At 49.6% G+C, this 22,131-nt stretch carries 14 protein-coding genes and 6 tRNA genes; 5 read left to right on the top strand and 15 right to left on the bottom strand.

The window, feature by feature from the left end; all coding sequences use genetic code 11:
* Positions 1 to 57 precede the first annotated feature (57 nt).
* From V5T57_RS02805 to V5T57_RS02870, 14 genes are all read right to left on the bottom strand, one after another.
* Positions 58 to 2,808, bottom strand: coding sequence for a CoA-binding protein (locus V5T57_RS02805; RefSeq protein WP_332889640.1), 2,751 nt, complete (start codon positions 2,806 to 2,808; stop codon positions 58 to 60).
* 67 nt (positions 2,809 to 2,875) lie between these two features.
* Positions 2,876 to 4,150 (bottom strand): ATP citrate lyase citrate-binding domain-containing protein, encoded by a 1,275-nt coding sequence (locus V5T57_RS02810; protein ID WP_332889641.1) that lies wholly within the window; start codon positions 4,148 to 4,150, stop codon positions 2,876 to 2,878.
* A 208-nt stretch (positions 4,151 to 4,358) separates the two neighbouring features.
* Positions 4,359 to 4,435, bottom strand: a tRNA-Asp gene (locus V5T57_RS02815).
* Between the two features lie 172 nt (positions 4,436 to 4,607).
* Positions 4,608 to 4,683 (bottom strand) — tRNA-Val (locus V5T57_RS02820).
* Positions 4,684 to 4,931: 248 nt separating this feature from the next.
* Entirely contained in the window at positions 4,932 to 7,640 is a 2,709-nt protein-coding gene (locus V5T57_RS02825; protein WP_332889642.1) for an ATP-binding protein, read from the bottom strand.
* Positions 7,641 to 7,650: 10 nt separating this feature from the next.
* The gene (locus V5T57_RS02830) at positions 7,651 to 8,520 is read right to left on the bottom strand and encodes an ethylbenzene dehydrogenase-related protein (RefSeq protein WP_332889643.1); all 870 of its coding nucleotides are present in this window, start codon (positions 8,518 to 8,520) and stop codon (positions 7,651 to 7,653) included.
* 251 nt (positions 8,521 to 8,771) lie between these two features.
* Positions 8,772 to 11,210: an endopeptidase La gene (gene lon, locus V5T57_RS02835; RefSeq protein WP_332889644.1), complete on the bottom strand. Its 2,439-nt coding sequence runs from the start codon at positions 11,208 to 11,210 to the stop codon at positions 8,772 to 8,774.
* 13 nt (positions 11,211 to 11,223) lie between these two features.
* Positions 11,224 to 12,486 carry an ATP-dependent Clp protease ATP-binding subunit ClpX gene (gene clpX, locus V5T57_RS02840; RefSeq protein ID WP_332889645.1) on the bottom strand — a complete coding sequence of 421 codons (1,263 nt, stop codon included), beginning with the start codon at positions 12,484 to 12,486 and terminating at the stop codon, positions 11,224 to 11,226.
* Positions 12,487 to 12,714: 228 nt separating this feature from the next.
* The gene (gene clpP, locus V5T57_RS02845; protein ID WP_332889646.1) at positions 12,715 to 13,317 is read right to left on the bottom strand and encodes an ATP-dependent Clp endopeptidase proteolytic subunit ClpP; all 603 of its coding nucleotides are present in this window, start codon (positions 13,315 to 13,317) and stop codon (positions 12,715 to 12,717) included.
* 379 nt (positions 13,318 to 13,696) lie between these two features.
* On the bottom strand, positions 13,697 to 15,025 hold the full coding sequence (gene tig / locus V5T57_RS02850; protein WP_332889647.1) for a trigger factor: 1,329 nt from the start codon (positions 15,023 to 15,025) through the stop codon (positions 13,697 to 13,699).
* A gap of 75 nt (positions 15,026 to 15,100) precedes the next feature.
* Positions 15,101 to 15,185 (bottom strand) — tRNA-Leu (locus V5T57_RS02855).
* Positions 15,186 to 15,263: 78 nt separating this feature from the next.
* Positions 15,264 to 15,339 (bottom strand) — tRNA-His (locus V5T57_RS02860).
* Positions 15,340 to 15,491: 152 nt separating this feature from the next.
* Positions 15,492 to 15,568: transfer RNA gene (locus V5T57_RS02865), tRNA-Arg, on the bottom strand.
* A 41-nt stretch (positions 15,569 to 15,609) separates the two neighbouring features.
* Positions 15,610 to 15,686: transfer RNA gene (locus tag V5T57_RS02870), tRNA-Pro, on the bottom strand.
* Between the two features lie 373 nt (positions 15,687 to 16,059).
* On the opposite strand from V5T57_RS02870, the gene hemA reads away from it, so the two are divergent.
* Positions 16,060 to 17,325 (top strand): glutamyl-tRNA reductase, encoded by a 1,266-nt coding sequence (gene hemA, locus V5T57_RS02875; RefSeq protein WP_332889648.1) that lies wholly within the window; start codon positions 16,060 to 16,062, stop codon positions 17,323 to 17,325.
* Between the two features lie 155 nt (positions 17,326 to 17,480).
* Positions 17,481 to 18,566, top strand: coding sequence for a peptide chain release factor 1 (prfA, locus tag V5T57_RS02880; protein ID WP_332889649.1), 1,086 nt, complete (start codon positions 17,481 to 17,483; stop codon positions 18,564 to 18,566).
* A gap of 105 nt (positions 18,567 to 18,671) precedes the next feature.
* On the opposite strand, the gene ssb is transcribed toward prfA, so the two are convergent.
* On the bottom strand, positions 18,672 to 19,226 hold the full coding sequence (gene ssb / locus V5T57_RS02885) for a single-stranded DNA-binding protein (protein ID WP_332889650.1): 555 nt from the start codon (positions 19,224 to 19,226) through the stop codon (positions 18,672 to 18,674).
* A 144-nt stretch (positions 19,227 to 19,370) separates the two neighbouring features.
* On the opposite strand from ssb, the gene dctP reads away from it, so the two are divergent.
* The 3 genes from dctP to dprA are packed head-to-tail and all read left to right on the top strand — an operon-like array spanning position 19,371 to position 22,129.
* Positions 19,371 to 20,390 (top strand): TRAP transporter substrate-binding protein DctP, encoded by a 1,020-nt coding sequence (gene dctP, locus V5T57_RS02890; RefSeq protein WP_332889651.1) that lies wholly within the window; start codon positions 19,371 to 19,373, stop codon positions 20,388 to 20,390.
* A 28-nt stretch (positions 20,391 to 20,418) separates the two neighbouring features.
* Positions 20,419 to 21,027 carry a glycerol-3-phosphate 1-O-acyltransferase PlsY gene (gene plsY, locus V5T57_RS02895; protein WP_332889652.1) on the top strand — a complete coding sequence of 203 codons (609 nt, stop codon included), beginning with the start codon at positions 20,419 to 20,421 and terminating at the stop codon, positions 21,025 to 21,027.
* 4 nt (positions 21,028 to 21,031) lie between these two features.
* Positions 21,032 to 22,129 (top strand): DNA-processing protein DprA, encoded by a 1,098-nt coding sequence (gene dprA / locus V5T57_RS02900; RefSeq protein ID WP_332889653.1) that lies wholly within the window; start codon positions 21,032 to 21,034, stop codon positions 22,127 to 22,129.
* Positions 22,130 to 22,131 lie beyond the last annotated feature (2 nt).

Genomic DNA, 22,131 nt, shown 5'->3' on the forward strand with positions numbered 1-22,131 from the left:
AGCCGACCCTAAACGGGCCGGCTTTTTTTATAACATCATGGTTCTCAAGAGGATGGATTAACCCACATTCGTGACCTTACTGGCCGCGGTACGGGTATCCATATTCTTACCACGGTTGGTGTGGTCATCCACTTCAGCCGCTGTACCGATCATACGACCAAACAGGAAGGTGGTGAAGGCTGCGGATTCCATGCTTTCGTTACTGATTTCGCCTTTACTAAAGGCACCCCACAACATTTTCAGTAGGATCACAGCAATAACAGCATCCACGTTTACACAGTAAACATTTTTACTGACACCCGCCTTGTACAGACCATTAACCAGTTCATGGTAGTAGTCCAAGAAGACGTTGTAGTCACCACGCTTTTTGAACAGACCATTTACAAACTGTTCACGGGGATCGTAGTTCACATCTTTGTTCTTAAACACGGGGTGGTTAATACAGGGAACCTTGAAGTAGTTCAGGTCACCTTCAGCTTTTGCCTTGGCCTTATACTTCTTGTACTCCTTGGCATAACCCAGCGCCATTTCGGACAGGTCCAGACTGGTCGCCTGACCAGGATCCGTCAGACCGCTATCCTTAAAGCGCTCAACCAGGAAGGCGATGGCTTCAAAACCGTTACCACCATGGGCAAATCCGGTGTGGGTCAGGAAGCCAATGTAGCCTTTGTTGATCTGAATACGATCAGATACTTCAGGACCATCAGCAGAAACCGCACCCTTGGCACCCTGAGCAGAGATGGTACCCGGACCATTGGTAATGATCAGACCAAGCAATACAGAGAAGCTATACAGCTCATGATCTTCAGGCTTACGACCAAACAGGGACAGGAATGCTGTTGCTGAGAAGCTCCAGCTATTGATCAGGTCACTGTTAGCGATGCCTGCAAAACGGTCTGCACTCTGGTCGGCCGCAGCGACGGCAGAACCCACCATGGTGGAGAAGATCTGCATATGCCAAGGCATATTCACAACCGTGGTGCGTGACAGACGCTTACGCATTAAGGGGCGCCAAGCAACATGCAGAGCAATGGCAGCAAGAACACCATCACGACTGGGCTGCTTACCCGCTTTAGCTGCGACCTGCTTAACAAAGTTTACAAAAACACTGTTGGCACTGCGTGCTTCACAACCGGCCAGCATAGCTGCAGCACCATCATCAGCATCGGTGGTAAACAGGGCAGCATCAGCGGCATCAACCTGCGCCGAACAATCGGTTTGGGCTGAAGGGTCGATAATCTTGCTACGACCAAACAGTTCAATCATAGCGTCCGTCGCTTCACGGGCACCACGAACCATGTTAGGACCAACCATACCTACCGCGGTGGAAAGCACCACGTTAGGGCTACTGCCTGCCTCGCGGGAAGCATCAGCAGCCGCCAGACCGGGTTGACCATGTTGATTGACGGAACTGTTTAGTGCCACATTCATCAATGCAGCACTGGTCGCATCGGGATATTCACGAATGAGCGACTGGGCCAGGTTCTCTTCCAGTGTGTGGGTAGAGGCATCCAATACACTGGTGCTATGAATGGAGGAAACCTGAGTTTTGGGATCCATCTTTGACGCGCCAGAAGCATCTTTCATGTTCTGACGGGGGAAGACAGTCCCTACCTGCTTGGAGAGTGCTTCAATCTGGCTATCATAAGGCGCTAGAGCTTCTTCTTGCTTAATGGCCAGATTTTCAGGAAGGGTCAAACCCTGGTCATTCTCAAACCAGCACTTCAAGGAGAGGTCACCATGGGGCGCAAAGTCAGGCTTCTCCCCACGCTTCTCCATAACCATGGTCATGGCCTGGGGAATGTGAGCAATGTTGGTGACCACGGCCCCTTTGGCACTGCAAACAGGGTTTTCTGGTGTAAACAGACTGTCGACACCAAACTTCTCCATAAACCACTCTTCTTTGGCCAGGGCGTTATCACCGGCACCGGCGATGGCACCTGCATGGCCGCAAGAGCGGGTTAATTTGGCTTTCCAACGACCCACAATACAGGCCACCACGGGCTTTTCAAACTCTAGATCATGCTCGTAGTAACCACCGGGCTCAACATAGAGAACCGCCGCTTTGGTACGGTCATCATTATGCATCGCATGGGTATACTCAGGGGCCGCGTAGTGGATGTAAACATCCTTACCGGAACTTACAGAGGTGGTGGTACCCCAACCCGCCGTCGCCAAATACACAGCGATGGTGGTGGTAAAGTTACCGGAGTTGGAGAAGATGGAGACCGAACCAGGAATCAATGATTCCTCAGGGTTGGCACCACCCAAAGCACCGCCCAAACGTACCTTGTTGTGGGCATCGGCCACACCTAGGCAGTTGGCACCCAGAACATCCACACCACGAACCTGACAGTAGGCACGGATAATACGGGCATCCTTAACCGCAACCTTCTCGGTCAGAATGATCACTTTTTTCAGATCGGGTACCACACGTACGGCTTCAATTACGGCATCTTTTACACCGGCGGGGGGGACATAGACCACCGCACAGTTGAACTTATGACCCGCTTCTACCGCTTCTAGCACGTTACTATAGACAGGGATATCACCTGCAGCGGTCTTCAGCTTGCTGCCGGAGCGGCCAGGCTGGGTACCACAGACAATATTACCACCTGAAAAAACGTGGCTGGTTGGGGTTACACTACGGCTTTCACCACCCAGGATATTCAGAACGCAGACGCGATCATCCTTCGTGGCCATATCAGCCAGTGAGTGAATACCCACATAGTAAGGAAACTCCGACACCCCTTTAGCCAGCTGGGTGTTGTAGCCTTCATTGAGATTTTGCTTTAATTCATCAGACATTGAACGTTCCTCGGTCAATGGCGTTTCGGCGAAGTGTGCGCATAATCAAGTGGATTAAGTCCACAGATTAAACGTCACAGCCCAGCTTATCGGCGACTTGTTGACGGCCACCATTGGCCATCCAGTCATCGATATCCTTGGCATAATTGACCACCTCACTCATGGCCGAATCGTAACCAAAGAAGCGGTAGGGCAGACCCAAGGCATCCAGGGTATCTTTAAGATAACCCATACCTCGTACCAAATTGGGGCCACCACGACCAACCACCACATAGATGGGGGTGGGTCCATATTCGCCAAAATATTCTCGTAACGAGTCCGCCATACCACGGAAGGTTTCGAAAATATCCGTATTGTTGGCCTTACCACCAATGATAAAGAAGACGTTGCTCTGTTTCAGCCAGTACTTCAGCGTAATACGGCTGATGTCATACATCTTCTGGTAAGGTGGGTTACCACCAAAGTCGGAAGAGATGGTCGCACGGTCACCCAGCTGTTCGGTCACCAGTGCGTTAGCACCGCCACCAAAGGTCATGGCTGTGATGGAGCCCTGATCATTGATCACATACACATCAGACTGACCCTGATAGGTACGCAGCTGGTTTACTTCCATCTCAAAGTTGGAGTAATCCGCCATATCCAGGTCGGTAGGCAGGTTCAAACGCTCAACGTTGGGATCATCACCATCGAAGGAACACTTGAAGTCACAGGCCACCGGAATGAGGCGCCCCTTAGCATCAGGCATCATACGGATGGGGTTAAGCTCCAGGGTGGTCATACCATAGTTATGGTAGAGGTCCCACAACTTGGGCAGATTCTGCACCAGCGGAGAGATGATCTCGTTAGGTGCACCCAAACGGGTTAGAGCATTAGAAACCACAAACCCTTTAAAGCCCGTCAGGGGGTCAAAAGGTACCGTCGCAATTTTCTCAGGGGGCAACTCTTCAATATCCACACCACCGTGATGGGTGATGGTGATGGTAGGCGCACGATACTTGGTGCTGTCGGTAATTGAGAAATAGATCTCGTATTTGGCCTCAACAAAGCTCTCGAAGGTGACACCTTCAGCTTTGGCATAGGCATTACCGTGCTGATGCTCAGCAAAGTAGAGCCGTTCCTTCTCTTTGAGTGCTGTCTGTACATCCTTGGCGATGCCAAGTAGACCAGCCTTACCTTTTTTACCGACACCGCCTTTAAAGATCGGCTTAACCAGCAAACCGCCAGCCTCATCGATCATGGACTGAAGTTCGTTGGCTGAGGCTTCGGGCCCAAGCACATTGGAGGTGGGAAATCCAACATACTTAAGTAGTTTGGATCCCCAGTACATACCAGTAATCTGCATTAGAACGACTCCCTTAAAACCTGGAAGTTAATTGACGCTGTATTCAGGCTATCCATACTGCTTATCACAAAGGAGTAATATTAGCCAGTACTGATGATGCATTTTGCATATAAACATTCACAACAGTGATGCCACCCACAGCTTTTATATGCAGCGCAAAAAAAAGAGCAAGTCGTTTGCACGTCTTGCTCTTTTTAATATTTGTAAATGGCGGGAGCGACGGGACTCGAACCCGCGACCTCCGGCGTGACAGGCCGGCATTCTAACCAACTGAACTACGCCCCCGCAAAGGGCGGACCTTTTCGGTCCTTATGTTCTCATCGTTGCCGATGAGGCGGACAAATTACCGCTTTGTGAAAATGAAGTCAACACCTTTTGCAAAAAAAATGTATCTGCCTATTTCACAAACTTAATCAGAAACATGGAGAGTTTTTAATCCTCGGTTAAGAGGAAAAAATGGTGGGCGAAACAGGGTTCGAACCTGTGACCCTCGCCTTGTAAGGGCGATGCTCTCCCAGCTGAGCTATTCGCCCCCATGGGTCCAATTAAGGAAACATAGAAATACAGCTTTTCAAAATAGGATGCAACCCTTTTGCGACAGGAAAATGAACTTTCTTCGAAAGTTACCAATTAACAACACCTTACATATTATTTTTCTCACAGCCTCTCACGGGGCATATACAGTGTAAAGAATGTACCAGGCGCCTATGGTCTTTGTCTCTTCCACTTGGGCCGTCCATGATCCGGTCGAAATCGGTAAAACAGAGTACGCAAGCAGGTGCTAACCATAATTTTGAATAATATCTAGAAGTCTTTTCTTTTTTATGGGCTTAGTTAAGTATAGATCACACCCAGCTTCATGCGATTGATCTTCATACTCTTTCAGTGCATGGGCTGTTAACGCAATAATGGGTAAAGAAGCCTTTTTATTTCTTTGCTCCCACAAACGGATCTCTTTGGTCGCCGTTATGCCATCCATAACCGGCATTTGAATATCCATAAACACCAAATCAAACGGTTCATTCAAACAGAGGTCCACCGCCTCCACCCCATTCTCTGCCAATGTAAGCACATGTTCTGTCTTCTTGAGAAAGGCGGTGATTAACATGCGATTATCTTCTGAATCATCAACCAGCAGAATTTTTTTACTTTCAACCTGCCGTTGTTCAGGCCTTTGAGCACGCGCTTCCCCTCTGACCACCTTCTTGACATCTGCAGCATCCATTTGCTGGACAACTTTCAAAGGTAAGCTAAAGAAGAACTGACTACCAAACAACTCCTGACTCTCTGCTTTTAAAGACCCACCCATGGCTTCAACCAAACGACGGCTAATGGATAAACCTAAACCCGTTCCACCAAAACGGCGTGTGATGGAGAGATCAGCCTGTTGGAACGGTTGAAAAATGCGTTCAAGTTGTTCTGTGGCAATACCAACACCACTATCTTCCACCCTAAAATGGATCCCAGCTTGACCCTGCGGTATTGCTATTAAGGCAATTTGTCCATTATGGGTAAATTTAACGGCATTACTCATAAGATTTAACAGCACTTGGCGTAAACGCTGGGCATCCCCTTTAACATAGGTTGGGAGAGACTCATCCCATTGGCTGACCAGCTTTAACCCTTTGCTCTGGGAACGATGCCTGAAAATACCGATGACACCTTTCAATAAGTCCGGCAGATCAAACGCTGTATTCTCAAGTGTTAATTGATCGGCTTCAATCTTAGACATATCAAGAATGTCGTTAATTAAAGCCAACAAGCTATCACTGGTATGGGTCAAAACATTTAAGTGCTGGGTTTGCTCTTCGGTTAAGGAAGACTCCATAAGCAGCTCACTCATACCCAAAATGGCATTAAGTGGGGTACGAATTTCATGGCTCATGTTGGCCAGGAAATCACTTTTACTCTGGTTGGCATGTTCTGCCATCTCTTTGGCCTGGCGCAGTGCATGTTCATACTGTTTACGCTGGGTAATGTCCTGAAAGGTCACTACCGCACCGGTGATTTGCAGATCTTCAATAATGGCTGTACAGATCAACCGTGTGGGAAAGGATTCCCCATCCGCACGCCAACAGAGCTGATCATCCGCCCAGCGGGTTTGGCCATCCTGTAACGTTTGATAAACCGGCGCTTCTTCCTGCTCAAGGGGCAAACCATTAACACAGCTGTGGTGTAACAGCAGATGTGGATCCTGCCCCAACAGATCAGCTTCTGTCCAGCCAATCAGCTGTTCAGCCATGGGGTTGATGAAGGTCAGTCGACCCTCTTGATCCACCCCATAGACACCATCCCCTACACCTTTAAGAATGGATTCATTTTGATGCAAAACTTGGGTTAACCGATGTTCACTGGCTTCACGACGCACAATATCGGCCTGCAGCTCTTCGGCCATATGGTTATACGCTGAAGAGAGTTGATTAAACTCTTGCCAGCGAAACTGTGGAAGCCGATGGGACCACTGTTGTTGGGAAAATTGCAGAGCCCCTTGGGTTAACACCTTCACAGGGACAGAGACAGAGCGGTTCATGATCCATGCGGTTATAAGCGTTATAAAAAAGGTCAAACTACCCAGGAAGATCAACCAATAGCGGATCTCTACCGTTTTTTGGGCCATCTCCTTCTGTTCCAAACGGATATGTACTTTAGCCAGTTCATTAAGGCTTAAAATCTGTGCCTGCACCTGATCTTTATATTGATTGGCCACTTCAATAGCACTGACCACCTGTGAAGCAGAAGGGTCCATAATAGCTGCTTCTTCTGCATAAAACCGCAATGAGGTTTGCCAAGCAATAATAGACTGATCCAGTTCACCCATGAGTTTGATCATAGGATCATAGGCCATTTCATCAACATGGTGATCTTCCAACTCAAATTTAAGCAGTGCTTGTACATACTCCATTTGACGCTGCAACTGGGTGAGATCTTTAAGCAATGTATTGAGGGTTACATAGTAACTATCAATATGTTTTAAATAGACATTCTCAACATGATGAACCATTTGACTAACCAGCATCGCTTGCTCAAGCCATGCAGAATCAGTTTGGCGATGCTGTTGGAACAATACGCGTAACTGCTGTCGATAAGCTTGCAAGGCTTGGTTGAACTGTATCTGTGCTGGACTGAACTGTACGGAACTGGGCAGGTATGTGAGAACTTTCTTTAAATAGTACTCTAAATGATCGGCCTGTTTGATCAGTTCGCCCGAATCATCCAGTTGTACTGTTTTTTCCTTAAGCCGTTGCAGGCCAACCATCACCAGTGAAAGCGTTGTATGGTCCTGTTTTTGAAAAAGGTTCACATTGTGGTCAATACGGTTAAACAGGGCGATTTGGCGGTCCAACTGATGAAGCATGGGAATATGGTATTGCTGCACAGTGGTAATAAAGGAGGCATGACGACGGTTGGTGTTGTCCCCCAAATAGACTAACCCCGCCATCATCAGTATCACCACCGTAGTGCCTAAGCTCAGCAACAGACGAATGGACATCGTGTGGCTCCTAATGCAAAAACCGTAAGGTCAAAACTTCCCCTACATCGCCAGAGCCATAATCTGGTATTTCCAATTGAACATTCCGTGCACGACCGGCAATTTCATAACGCGAAACCCCAAAATGATAATACAAATCTGTACTAAAATTAAGATCATCACTATGGCCAGTCTGTAGTTGACGGGCAAACTCAACCGTCCAAAAACCATCCTTCCACTGCCCTTTGGCTATAACATCTGCACGACTACCTAGGGGAATTTTGTGGATGATACCTCGAATTTCATCACCTTGATAAGCTGGCACCGTAACAATCTGATAGGCCGCTTCACCTTTGTCACCACGGCGACGTAGATAACGGGTTTGGCCCTTTTCATCCATAATAATTTGTGCCCGAGGAAGTGGCTCAACACTATAGAAATGCTGTTTATCATCCGCCCGCCCAGCATGATCGGTACGATCGGCTTTCCAGTACCAGATATCTGCTTTATGGTGTATCCCTTTGCTTAAGGATAACGGCTTGGGCAGTGCATCCATACTCCACTTAAAAACAAACGTATCTTCCCGCTTAGGGCCGCTTTTATATCGTTTTTCTTTAGCATTCCAAATCAGATTTTTATGCAAGCGGTTTTCTGTAGCATCTGGAAAACGTACCAAAAAGAAAACACGATCCTTATTGTAAAGCGCTTTAAGCTGTAGGGGAATATGGGCCACGGCATCTTGGGTGGTGACCATCGGGGCATGCTGCCAACTCGGATCGAGAGCAGAACCATCAATAATGGGCGCATGTTGGGTAAAAACAGCTTGTAGTTGCTGGTCAGCATACACCATAGGCAGTGGTGCCAAAAATAGCATCAAAAACAGTAACCATTGCCGTAACATAGAGATCACTCCGCAAGGGGGTAAACACTGGATGGGGGGAACACACCTTTATGGTAAGAATTTGTCTTCTTAGGGTGGCATGAAAGCGGGCTCTATGACAACACTCTCATGTATGTTCAACATCATTACCTGTTCATAATTATGAAATAAAATGCATGATACGGATAAATCATAAATGAAATCATAATCTTAAAATAAAAAAAGCACATCCATAAGGATGTGCTTTTTTCTTAACGGGTACGGCAACTTACTCAATGATGAGGAACAATACAGTCCTGATCTTTTTCATCCGCAATGGATTTCTCCAAAGGCAGCGCTTCATCTTTATCTGATGGTACTGTTTCCGGCATACGTGTTAGGGCAAGTTTTAGCACTTCACTCACATGTTTAACCGGATGAATCTCCAGATCTTTAAGAATGCTCTGAGGCATCTCTTTTAGATCCTTGGTATTCTCATCGGGAATTAAGATATGACGAATACCAGCCCGATGGGCAGCCAGCAGCTTCTCTTTTAAACCACCAATGATCAGAACACGACCACGCAGGGTGATCTCCCCGGTCATAGCCACATCTTTACGGACCGGAATACCGGTCATGCAGCTAACCAGCGTTGTGCACAGTGCGATACCCGCAGAGGGGCCATCTTTAGGGGTCGCCCCTTCCGGTACGTGGATATGGAAATCCCGTTTTTGGAAGAACTCCCCTTTAATACCCCAATCTTCAGCCATGGTTCGGGCATAGGTCATCGCAGCTTGAACAGACTCCTGCATGACATCGCCCAGCTTACCGGTAATGGTAAAAGAGCCTTTACCTTCCAGATGAATCGCTTCAATGGTAAGGATCTCTCCCCCCACCTCTGTCCAAGCCAAACCTGTGGTCACACCAACGATGTCTCTCTCTTCCGCCATACCAAAGCGGTGGCGACGTGGACCCAAATATTTCTCTAGGCTCTGCGCGGTAATATTGACCTTCTTACGCTTCTCTTCGGTCAGCAGAATCCGTGCGGCCTTACGGCAAAGGGCACCAATTTCCCGCTCCAGGTTACGCACACCAGACTCACGGGTGTAGTAACGGATGATATCTGTGATGGTACCAGAAGAGATATTGATCTCTTTCTCGTCCATACCATGCTCTTCCATTTGACGGGGTACCAGATAACGGGTGGAGATACGTAACTTCTCCTCCTCGGTATACCCAGCCAGACGGATGACCTCCATACGATCCAGCAGCGGACGCGCAATGTTCAGACTGTTGGCTGTGGTGATGAACATGACATTGCTCAGGTCATAATCCACCTCCAGATAGTGGTCATTAAAGGCCACATTCTGTTCTGGATCCAACACCTCTAACAGTGCAGAAGAGGGGTCACCACGGTAGTCTGAGCCAACCTTATCAATCTCATCAAGCAGGAACAGTGGGTTTTTGCTGTCTGCCCGCTTCAGTGATTGAATGATCTTACCGGGCATGGAGCCAATATAGGTACGGCGATGACCGCGAATTTCAGCCTCATCCCGTACACCACCCAGGGAGATCCGTACATATTCACGACCCGTTGCACGGGCAATGGATTTAGCCAGGGAGGTTTTACCAACACCAGGGGGCCCAACCAGACAAAGGATAGGACCCTTCATCTTGCCCACTTTTTTCTGAACAGCCAGATACTCTAAAATCCGCTCTTTAACCTTCTTCAGACCATCATGGTCCTCTTCAAGAATGGTCTCAGCTTCAATCAGATCATGCTTAAGCTCACTCTCTTTGCTCCATGGTAAGCTCACCAACCAATCAATATAGGTGCGTACCACGGTCGCTTCCGCAGACATCGGTGACATCTGCTTCAGTTTTTTCAGCTCAGCATCGGCTTTCTTTTTTACTTCAACGGGCATACCCGCTTCTTCAATTTTATCGCTCAGTTCGGAGATCTCATCTTTCTCCTCACTTTCATCACCCAACTCTTTCTGAATCGCTTTCATCTGCTCATTCAGGTAGTAGTCGCGGTGACTCTTTTCCATCTGTTTTTTGACCCGACCCCGGATCCGCTTTTCAACCTGAATGACCTCAATCTCCCGCTCTAATAGAAGATAGAGTTGTTCCAGTTGATCCACCACCGTCCCGACTTCCAGCAACTGCTGTTTATCTGAGACTTTAAGGGTCAGATGGGAAGCTGCGGTATCCGCCAGGCGGGCAGGATCCTCAATGGATTGCAGCGTCATTAATACTTCTGGTGGTACCTTTTTGTTGAGCTTGCTGTACTGCTCAAACTGGGTAATCACCGAACGCATTAACGCGCGGGCTTCGGCATCGCTGTAGTTATCCTCATCCAGAGGAATCGCTTCCCCTTCAAAATGTGGGTCACTCTGCACATAGCGGGTAATGCGCATACGACGCAGCCCTTCCACCAGCACCTTAACGGTACCGTCGGGCAATTTCAGGATCTGTAGAATGGAGCCCTCAACACCCAGTTCATAGAGATCTTCTTCAGACGGTGAGTCTGTTGAAGCCTCTTTCTGAGTGACCAGCAGGATACGACGATCCTCCTCGCTGGAGGCTGTCACAGCATCCAGGGCACGGATAGAACGATCACGCCCCACAAACAGGGGCACAATCATATGGGGAAACACAACGATATCCCGCAGGGGTAAAACCGGCATACGCACGGTATTCTCTACGGATTCGTAGGCATCATCTGACATGCCTTACCTCGTTTCAGGCATTGGCTTCCAAGGCTTCCTCAGCATAAATGAGTAGGGGTTCGATCTGGTTTTCAACCACTTCACGGTTGATCACCACTTCACGCACCCCTTCCTTGGAAGGAATCTCAAACATGATGTCGAGTAACGTCGACTCCAGCAGCGCACGTAAACCACGGGCACCGGTTTTACGCTCAATCGCCTTTTGCGCCAGTGCTTCAAGCGCACCATCGGTAAAGTTGAGCTTGACGTTCTCCATCTCCAGTAGCTTCTGATACTGCTTCACCAAAGCATTTTTAGGCTCGGTTAAAATACGTACCAGCGCATCTTTACTTAGCTCCTCCAGTGTCGCCACAACCGGCAGACGACCCACAAATTCAGGGATCAAACCGAAAGAGAGCAGATCTTCGGGCTCCAGATCTTTGAGTAGGATATTGACATCTTCCTCTTCACTGTTTTCCCGAACCGTTGCACCAAAACCGATACCATGGTGTTTGGTCGAACGTTTTTCAATCACCTTCTCTAGCCCATTAAAGGCACCCCCGCACACCACCAGGATATTGGTGGTATCCACTTGGAGATACTCTTGCTGGGGATGCTTGCGACCACCCTGGGGCGGTACACTGGCAACGGTACCTTCAATGATCTTCAGCAGGGCCTGCTGCACCCCTTCACCGGAGACATCACGGGTGATGGAGGGATTGTCAGACTTACGGGAAATTTTATCGATCTCATCAATGAAAACGATACCCCGTTGGGCCTTTTCCACATCATTATCTGCCGCTTGCAATAAGCGTAGAATAATGTTCTCCACATCCTCACCTACATAGCCTGCTTCGGTCAGGGTCGTGGCATCCGTAATGGTAAAAGGTACATCCAGAATGCGCGCCAAAGTTTGGGCCAGCAGGGTCTTACCAGAACCGGTTGGACCGATCATCAACACATTACTTTTGGCGATCTCAACATCGTCGGAAGTATCGTTACTCTCCAGACGTTTGTAGTGATTATAAACCGCAACTGCCAAGGTCCGTTTAGCACCATCTTGGCCAATGACATAGTCATCCAGCGTATTTTTAATCTCCAACGGGGTGGGTACACCACCACGTTTTTGCTCCAACTGATCGCTCTTGTCTTCACGAATGATCTCCATGCAGAGATCTACGCACTCATCACAAATGAAGACCGAAGGGCCGGCAATGAGCTTGCGCGCTTCGTTCTGACTCTTACCGCAGAACGAGCAGTGCAGAATGCTGCTGGAATCGGAAGAGTTATTAGACATGGTCAGCTCTACTCCGTAACAGGTCCCGCCAAACGAAAGACGGGCTCGATCCACGCAGCCCACTCTCTTTAGAGTGAGTAACATGGGAAGTTGTTTCGTTACTTATGCTTAGGTGGGTTGCCTAAACATAGTGGCTGCATTCAATGCAGCTTTAAAACAACAAGTTATCCACAAAAAGGTGCGTAAGTTTTTTAAACTAAAGAAAGTTTAGTGCACCCTAAGCAGCTTTTAAGACTCAGCTTCAGGCACTTCACGGTGCTCAATGATCTGATCCACCAGACCATATTCCACCGACTCTTTAGCCGATAGGAAGTTATCCCTTTCGGTATCATTCTGTACCTGTTCCAAGGGCTTTTTACAGTGGTGAGCCAGAACCTCATTAAGATTTTCACGAATACGCAAAATCTCACGGGCATGGATCTCAAAATCAGTTGCCTGACCTTGGAAACCACCCAAAGGTTGGTGAATCATCACACGTGCGTTTGGCAGCACCAAACGTTTGCCCGCTTCACCGGCTGCCAACAGTACGGCCCCCATGCTGGCGGCTTGGCCAATGCACAGTGTGCTGACGTTGGGGCGGATAAACTGCATGGTATCATAGATCGCCATACCAGCAGTGACCGAACCACCAGGACTGTTAATGTAGAGATGGATGTCCTTTTCAGGATTCTCCGACTCCAAAAAGAGCAACTGTGCCACCACCAGATTGGCCATATGCTCTTCCACAGGGCCAACCAAAAACACCACCCGCTCTTTGAGCAGACGGGAATAGATATCGTAGGCACGTTCGCCCCGGTTGGTGGTTTCCACCACCATCGGCACAAGACTCATGGTATCCTTACTCCTGAAAAATCCTTAAAGAGAGAGCGTAGCTTTATCCATTCAGCACGCCCTACTCCCCTCATTCCATCCAATTTGCGTTGTATATCTAGCAAGTTTTGAACCATGGTTAGGGTATGAAGTTCCTTAAAACCTTTATCCCATGGTGGCTAAAACAGACATGCGCATACCCCACAGATGGCTAAAACCCATAAGATAACAGTGTATCTCATGACCCCCGGGTAGGCGCAAGGCGTGACGGTATGAAAAAGGCCTGGAATGTCGATCACTCCAGGCCTTTCCATAGAAATTTTTGCCCACACATAGGCCTCAAACTTGGCGATAAGTACCAAATGAGGACCAGTATGGTTAAAATTTGCTCAGTATGTGCTTAAGCTTTATTCTCAACCAGCTCCTCGAAGGACTTTTCTTCCTCGGTCACACTACCTTGCTCAATAACCCAGGCAACGGTCTTCTCTTCCAGAGCTGCACCACGGAATTCGTCCATGCGCTCTTTATCCCCTTTGAGCTGTTCTTTCAGCTGATCAGCGTAGGGGCCATCGGCGAACTGTTTGATCAGCTCATCAACGTGTGACTCAACAGCCTCATCGTCTACTTCCAAATTTTCTTTGGAGACGATACCGCCCATGAGCAGACCAAGAATGATGCGCTCTTTGGCTTTGTCTTCATACTGGTTCCGCCAGGTCTCATCGGTAAAGCCGAGCTGGTCGGGGTCGACACCCTGACGCTTGTACTCTTCTTTAGCGGTGGTCACCATCTGCTCGATCTCTTGATCAACCATCTGGCTGGGTAGTTCGTTGGGGTTGTTATCCAACAACTGCTTAAAGACCTGCTGTTTCATGTCCTGCTTAACCGCTTTATCGGCTTCTTTAACCAGACGCTCATGAATCTCTTTTTTCATGGCATCCACACCACCTTCAGCGACACCAGCTTTTTTGGCCAGCTCTTCGTCGATCTCAGGTAGCTTGCGGGTTTCAACTTCTTTAACCGCACACTTGAAGGTCGCTTCTTTACCAGCCAGCTCTGTACCGTGGTAATCTTCAGGGAAGGTAACCTTCACTTCCAATGCATCACCAGCTTTGGCGCCAATGAGCTGATCTTCAAAACCGGGGATAAAGCGGTTGGAACCCAGCTCCAGAACATAATCGTCGGCTTGGCCACCCTCAAAAGCTTCACCATCGACAAAGCCTTCGAAGTCAAACTTCATGCGGTCACCGTTAGAAGCTTCAATACCTTCTTGTGCTTCATACTCAGCGTTGGCTTCCTGAACACGGGTGATGACGGTTTCAACATCCGACTCTTGGATATTGGTCACAGGCTTGACGAAGCTTAAGCCGGTGTAGCCGGTAGGCTCAACGGTGGGGAAGATTTGGATCTTGGCGGTATAGGTAAAGGGCTTACCCTTTTCAATCTCACCCACATCCAGCTCAGGCTGACCAACCGGGCGGAGATCTTTTTCCATCAACGCACCGGTGTAGGACTCACGGAACAGCTGCTCGGCTACTTCAGCACGAATGCTGGCCCCAAAGCGCTGCTCAATCATACCAGCTGGAACCTTACCGGGACGGAAACCGGGTAGACGGACCTGAGAGGCCGTTTTAGCGACTTCTTGGCTTAGCAGAACATCAACCTTTTCCGCTGGCACGGTAATGGTAATGTCGCGATCAAATTGGCCATTTTCTACAACGTTGACTTCCATGATAAGCACCGGTCTGGTTTTTTGAGCGAAGGGGTTAGTAAGAAATTACCTTATGACACGGGAGGATACAAAATTTGGTGCGAAAGGGGGGAGTCGAACCCCCACGCCTTGCGGCACTGGATCCTAAATCCAGCGCGTCTACCAGTTCCGCCACTTTCGCCCACAGCTGGAGGGTAGTATCCGTCCGGTCATATACAAAAGAACCCGGCCCTGCAAAGGGCCGGGTCCCATGTGATTTTGGGGCGATGGACGAGGTTTGAACTCGCGACCGCCGGAGCCACAATCCGGAGCTCTACCGACTGAGCTACCACCGCCATAATCAGGGTTGTTTCACCCGAAGGTAGAAACTGCCCTATATTTAATGTCTCAGAGGAAGAATGGCAAAGGATTATTTTCCGCCAACTGCAAGGATTGCCTTTTACCAACACCTTTTCGAAAGCCAGCAACGGTCCCCTGTGGCAGAGGATGGCGCGCCCGGCAGGACTCGAACCTGCAACCTACGGCTTAGAAGGCCGTTGCTCTATCCAGTTGAGCCACAAGCGCTTAAACCGAAGCAAGTCCTTCTCAAAGATGTGGAAAAAAGCTGGTCGGGGCGAGAGGATTCGAACCTCCGACCCTCGGTTCCCAAAACCGATGCGCTACCAGGCTGCGCTACACCCCGAATCCGCAAACGACGGATCATTCCAACTCTTTTCAAGGAACTCGAAAGCTCCTTAGAAAACGGTCAAAAACATCCCGTATCGGACACTCTTCCATTTCCGAGAAAAGGCAATATACGACAAGAGGGACGACGTGACAAGTACTATTCTCGATGTTCTTACACAATCCATTAACAAACCGGCATAACGACGCTATAATGTCTCGTTCCGTTGTTCGTCACAAAGGCTGTTTTGTGCTGGTTCCTACTCAAGGAATGTGCGTATGTGACCGAAAACGATAAGAAACGAAGCGCATACGATCTGCTATATACAGAGATCGAATGTAGAGGCGCTACGGCGCAGGATCTCTCATCCGAGTGTACTTAAAAAACATCCATGAAGATCGTTGTCGTCGGATTGAACCATAAAAGTGCACCTGTCTCCTTACGGGAGAAGGTTGCTTATAGTAGTGACACACTACCCGCAAGCCTACATGATTTGACGGGGCTCGATGCTGTGCATGAGGGAACCATTCTCTCAACCTGCAACCGGGTGGAAATTTATTTGGCCAGCCGGGATCCCGATGCCGCAGCGGCGCAAACCAGTCAATGGATCGCCCGGGACCATGCTTTGGATCCGGCAGATGTAACCCCCCATTTGTATACCAAAGCAGAAAACGATGCCGTACGGCACGGTTTTCGGGTCGCTTCCAGTTTAGATTCCATGGTACTTGGTGAAGCACAGATCCTGGGGCAGATGAAACAAGCTTATCAGGATGCCGTCTCTGCCGGATCAACCGGTGTGGTGCTCAATCGCTTTTTTCAGCATGCCTTCCAAACTGCCAAACGGGTCCGTACCGAAACCTCCATTGCTGAAAGCTCTGTCTCCGTTGCCTCTGCGGCGGTGGATCTGGCCAAACGAATTTTTGGGGATCTTACCGGTCATACCTGTTTGTTGATTGGTGCCGGTGAAATGTGCGAGTTGGCTGCACGCCATCTGGTCACCCATGGTGTTAAAGATGTTTTGGTGACCAACCGTACCTACTCTCGTGCTGTGGACCTCGCCGAACAGTTTAATGGACACGCATTTCCCATTGAGGAACTTGGGGAGAATTTGCATCGGGCAGACATTGTGATCTCTTCAACCGGATCCACCACCTATATGGTGGGGCCCGATATGGTCAAAGAGGCACTGAAAAGTCGTCGTCAACGCCCCATCTTTTTGATCGATATTGCGGTACCTCGGGATTTGGATCCTGAAATTGCTGAGGTTGATAGCGCCTTCCTTTACGATATGGATGATTTAACCAAGATCATCGAAGATAACCGTCAAGATCGCCAAGAGGCTGCACAGGCTGCTTTGGATATTATTGAGGGTGAGGCACCCATCTTTACCCAGTGGTTGGATACCTTAGATGTTGTCCCCACCATTAAAGCCATGCGACGCAAAGCCGAAGCGACCAAGGATCAACTGCTGCAAAAACATTTGAACGGCTGGGATCTGCAAGAGGCCGACCGCAAAAAGGTGGAAAATCTAGCCCGACAACTGGTCAACAAGCTGATGCATGATCCCACCGAACGGCTCAGAGCCCTGACCAATGAGCATGATGGTGACCGTTATGTGGATGCCGCTCGCAAGCTCTACAAGCTGGATGAATCCTAACCAAACCCCACATTTAGGCGTATATAACCAGCACCATGCCACCCACTGAATGGGGTCATGGTACAGGTAGCCGATGGGTTTAAAGCATTTGACCAACCCAGTGGTACGCGCATCTTTTTCAATCATACACGCTAACTGACCACCGAAGAGACCTCATGGCCATTGAAGAAAAGCTGGAATCCTTAACCAACCGTCATGCAGAGCTCTCCTCTCATCTGGCCGACCCTGCTACGGTCTCGGACGCTAAAAAGTTTGCCGCTTACAGTAAAGAGTTTTCGGACCTAGAGCCGGTGGTAGAGGCTTGGCAGAGCCATCAAACCCTAACCGAGCAAATGGCCGATGCCGAACAGATGCTGGCTGAAGCGGGCGATGATCCTGACATGCGGCAAATGGCCAAAGAGGAACGGGAAACCTTAAAAACTCAACTGGAAGAGAGCCACAAAAACCTGCAACTGATGTTGCTGCCTAAAGATCCCAACGACGAGAAGAACGTTGTTTTGGAGATCCGTGCAGGTACGGGTGGTGATGAAGCGGCACTGTTTGTCTCTGACCTATTCCGTATGTATGGTCGTTTTGCTGAATCTAAAGGGTGGCGCATAGAGATCCTCTCCAGCAGCCCAACGGATCTGGGTGGCTATAAAGAACTCATTGCCATGGTCCATGGCAAAGGGGCCTATATGGGCCTGAAGTATGAGTCTGGTGTGCACCGGGTACAGCGTATTCCTGTCACAGAAACAGGTGGCCGCATCCACACCTCTGCGGTGACCGTGGCCATTTTGGCAGAAGCGGATGATGTGGAGCTTAATCTCCAAGATAAAGATTTACGCTTTGATGTGTACCGCTCTTCAGGCCCCGGTGGCCAGAGTGTAAACACCACCGATTCAGCGGTACGGATTACCCACCTACCCACCGGTTTAATCGTCACCTGTCAGGATGAAAAGTCTCAGCATAAGAACAAAGCCAAAGCGATGAAGGTTCTACAGGCACGTCTGCTGGATGCTGAAAAACAGGCGGCAGCCTCTGAACGGGCCGAAGCCCGCAAAGGTCAGGTGGGTAGTGGCGACCGATCCGAGCGTATTCGCACCTATAACTTCCCCCAAAGCCGGGTGACCGATCACCGTATTAATCTGACCTTGCATAAGCTCGATCAGGTTATGCAGGGTGCCTTGGCTGAAGTGGTGGATGCCTTGGCTACACATGATCAAGCTGAAATGCTAGCCCAGTTAGGGAACCCCCATTAATTCATGAGGCGAGCCACACTGCGTTTATAAAGTCTGACGTAACAGAAAGGGGGCACAGCCATGGCTGTGCCCCCTTTTTTTAAGATCTACTTGGAGTCATGGGCCCTAGAAGGGGATATCATCATCAAAGTCAGGTCCCTCATTAAAGGTATCTGCCGGAGAAGCAGGCTGCTTACCCCCTTGGGGTGCGCCGCCACCTTGGGGTGCACCGCCCCCTTGGCCGCCCTGACCACCACCTTGAGGTGCACCACTCCCATAACCACCACCTTGAGGTGCGCCCCCCCCATAACCACCACCGCCGCCACCGCCGCCACCGGGACGATCCAAAATGATCATCTGGCTATTAAAGCCACTAACCACGGTTTCGGTTGTGTAGCGATCCTGCCCGCTCTGGTCTTGCCATTTACGGGTCTGCAGCTGGCCTTCAATATAGACTTTACTGCCTTTACGTAAGTACTGTTGGACAATTTCAGCAGGCTTGCCAAAAACTACCACACGGTGCCATTCGGTACGTTCCTGGCGTTGACCCTGCTGATCATTCCACGACTCACTGGTCGCAATATTTAAATTGGCAACCGCCTTACCCGCTTGGGTATAGCGAATCTCCGGGTCCCCACCCAGATTTCCGATCAGTTGTACTTTGTTGAGGGAAAAGGCCATTCAATCCTCCTGGCAAACACCCCTAAATGGGGGGAAATCGTTTTAATTGTTGATCAGCACCTGACAAAGCGCCACAAGCATGGTATCCCATGAAAACCTTCTTTTCATGGAACATTACCCGGTCGACGCCCCATGCACCATACCATGTTTCAAATTTTTTGCACCTTCTTGCCGCTGTTAGCAGCCATTGCGACCGCTTTGGCCCCTACAGCCTATGCCCAAGCCCCTGTGCAGATCATGCGCATTGGCACCACCCAGGGTATGGACATGACCTATGTCCGTAACTTAAGACAGATGGCACAGGATATCGAACAGGGTACGGCTGGTCAGATCAAGGTAGAGATTCTTCATAATGGTCAGCAGGGTAACGAGATCACGATGGTGAAATCGCTCATTGAGAATAAGATGGAGGCCGCCTTTATCTCAGCCTCTACCCTGTCTCAAACCTTACCAGCCTACCAGCTACTCCTGACACCAAGGTTGTTTGTCACACCCAATCAATTGGTGCAGTTTGTTCAAAGCCGTTATGACCTGAAGCTCCGCAGACGCGCCATCCGTAAACGTATTCAGGTTTTGGGCTACGGTGGTACGGGCTTTTATGGCATTACCAGCTTTAAAGAGGGATCGTGGGAAGAGATGGCTGGTGCCACCATCCGGTCACCCTCGGTGATTACCCATCAAAAAGGTCTGGAACAGATGGGGTTGGCCCCCAACTATGTACCGGCTGAGTCGGTACCCGGTGCCATTAATGATGGCTGGCTACAGGGTATTTCCAGTACGCCTGAGCTGCTTAATCGCACCCGCTTGACCCAACAGGCCAAACGTTTTTTCCCAACCCACCATCTCTATGGTTGGATGGCCTTTACCGTCAGCAACCGTTGGTATGCCAATCTACCCAAGGAGCTACGCCAGAAGGTTAAAGAGATTGTCGCCGCCTCGCTCAGACAGAGCTTTTCGGAATCTTTACGTTTGGAACAGAAAATTCTTGGGGACTGGAGTGCCGGCCGCGGTCCACAACCCACAGAGGTGGCTGAAAGAGCCATCGCTGAACAGATCAAACCATGGGTTGGTCAAAAACTGCAGGCACTGGAAAAACGGATGGGGCTACATGGTCAGTTATGGCAGATGTGGATCCAAAATAATGGCCTAATGACCACCCCATAACCCACTTTTTTAAAACGGATGCCGTACCATGGATGCACTGTTCTCACCCACTGCACTACTGGCCATTTTTGGGGCCTACCTACTGGGCGCCATCCCCTTTGGACTGGTCATTGCCCGCCTATGGGGTGCCGGGGATATCCGTACGCAAGGTAGTGGTAATATTGGGGCAACCAATGTTCTGCGTACCGCGGGCAAACTGCCGGGCTTGTTAACCCTTATTCTTGATATTGGCAAAGGGGCCATGGCAACCGCAGTGGGTATTGGGTTGTTCGGATGGGAGAGCCCCATTACTGCGGCCATGGCACTGTTATCTTTTATGGGACATCTGTTTCCCATTTATCTGGGTTTTAAGGGGGGCAAAGGGGTTGCAACCGGTTTGGGTGTTTTTTTAATGCTAACCCCCATGGTTGGTCTACTGGCGGTCGCCAGTTGGATCATTGCGGCCGTGTTGTTCCGTATCTCCTCGCTTTCCGCTTTACTCGCTTTTGCCTTGATGCCGGTGTTTCAATACCTCTACGGCACCCAACCTGCGATGGTGGTTGCAGCCATTGTGGTCCCAACCGTGTTTTGGAAGCATCGCCAGAACATTCAACGGATTTTGGCTGGTACCGAACCACGCATTGGTAAAAAGGGCTGATCGGATGGCCCATGAGGACCTTCTGGCATGGCTACAACTGGAGCTTACCCCAGGGCTTGGGCCTATCACCCTTAGGCACCTTAAACAGCAGTATGGTACACCTCAGGCGATTCTAACCGCCCTACCGGATGTAAAACCCCAGATCACATTGGCTGATCGCGCCTGGGTTGCAGATCTTATTCAACAGAACCAAGCCATGGGGGCCCAAGCCATTCATTGGGCACAAGAGATCTACCCCCAACAATTGTTGGAAATTGCAGACCCTCCACCTGTGCTGTTTGTACAGGGTCAGTTGGCACTGCTCAATCAAGAACCACTCATTGCCATGGTGGGTACGCGACGCTGTAGCCGGGATGGTGAACGGTTTGCCCACAAGCTGGGGCATGATCTGGGACAGATGCGATTAACCACCATCAGTGGTCTGGCCCTGGGTATTGATAGTGCCGCCCACCGAGGCTCCCTGGAAGGGGAGGGTTCTACCGTGGCTGTTTTGGGGTGTGGTTTGGATGTGGACTATCCAAAACCTAATCGAGATCTTAAAAAACAGATTGTTCAAAATGGATGCTTGGTCACCGAATATCCCCCAGGCACACAACCCCATGCCAAGCGGTTTCCCCGTCGTAACCGTATCATCAGTGGTTTAAGTCGTGGTGTGGTGGTGGTGGAAGGGGGCTTAAAGTCCGGGTCCTTGATTACAGCCCGCTTGGCTTTAGAACAGAACCGTGAGGTGTTGGCCGTTCCAGGTGCCATCCATGATCCCCGTAGTCGTGGTGTGCATCAGCTCTTAAAAGATGGCGCACAACTGATCGAAAATGCGGCTGATGTGGTGGAAGCACTGGCTTGGGGGGGGACCATTCCCGATCAGGCCAGGAGCACCCAATCACAGGATCTTTCCCTCTATGCCGATGTGATGCAAAACACCCCTGGGGCCACACCTGTGATAGAGGCTTTGGTGGATGGACCATTAACGGTGGATGGACTTTTGCGTCTTTGTCATTTGACACCCGCAGAGCTTTCCAGCACATTACTTCAGCTTGAACTATGCAACATTGTTCGTCGTGAACCAGGAGGAATGCTGGCTCTAGAGCCGCAACATTCCTAGGT

Origin of the sequence: Magnetococcus sp. PR-3 (assembly GCF_036689865.1) — a bacterium.
In the GTDB taxonomy this organism is placed as follows: Bacteria; Pseudomonadota; Magnetococcia; order Magnetococcales; family Magnetococcaceae; genus Magnetococcus.

Excerpts from the sequence above, each read along its gene's own strand:
- ssb (WP_332889650.1), bottom strand. The coding sequence starts at position 19,226 with ATGGCCTTTTCCCTCAACAAAGTACAACTGATCGGAAATCTGGGTGGG.
- V5T57_RS02825 (WP_332889642.1), bottom strand. The coding sequence starts at position 7,640 with ATGTCCATTCGTCTGTTGCTGAGCTTAGGCACTACGGTGGTGATACTG.
- hemA (WP_332889648.1), top strand. The coding sequence starts at position 16,060 with ATGAAGATCGTTGTCGTCGGATTGAACCATAAAAGTGCACCTGTCTCC.
- V5T57_RS02810 (WP_332889641.1), bottom strand. The coding sequence starts at position 4,150 with ATGCAGATTACTGGTATGTACTGGGGATCCAAACTACTTAAGTATGTT.
- V5T57_RS02805 (WP_332889640.1), bottom strand. The coding sequence starts at position 2,808 with ATGTCTGATGAATTAAAGCAAAATCTCAATGAAGGCTACAACACCCAG.
- clpX (WP_332889645.1), bottom strand. The coding sequence starts at position 12,486 with ATGTCTAATAACTCTTCCGATTCCAGCAGCATTCTGCACTGCTCGTTC.
- lon (WP_332889644.1), bottom strand. The coding sequence starts at position 11,210 with ATGTCAGATGATGCCTACGAATCCGTAGAGAATACCGTGCGTATGCCG.
- plsY (WP_332889652.1), top strand. The coding sequence starts at position 20,419 with ATGGATGCACTGTTCTCACCCACTGCACTACTGGCCATTTTTGGGGCC.
- V5T57_RS02830 (WP_332889643.1), bottom strand. The coding sequence starts at position 8,520 with ATGTTACGGCAATGGTTACTGTTTTTGATGCTATTTTTGGCACCACTG.
- dctP (WP_332889651.1), top strand. The coding sequence starts at position 19,371 with ATGTTTCAAATTTTTTGCACCTTCTTGCCGCTGTTAGCAGCCATTGCG.
- dprA (WP_332889653.1), top strand. The coding sequence starts at position 21,032 with ATGGCCCATGAGGACCTTCTGGCATGGCTACAACTGGAGCTTACCCCA.
- clpP (WP_332889646.1), bottom strand. The coding sequence starts at position 13,317 with ATGAGTCTTGTGCCGATGGTGGTGGAAACCACCAACCGGGGCGAACGT.
- tig (WP_332889647.1), bottom strand. The coding sequence starts at position 15,025 with ATGGAAGTCAACGTTGTAGAAAATGGCCAATTTGATCGCGACATTACC.
- prfA (WP_332889649.1), top strand. The coding sequence starts at position 17,481 with ATGGCCATTGAAGAAAAGCTGGAATCCTTAACCAACCGTCATGCAGAG.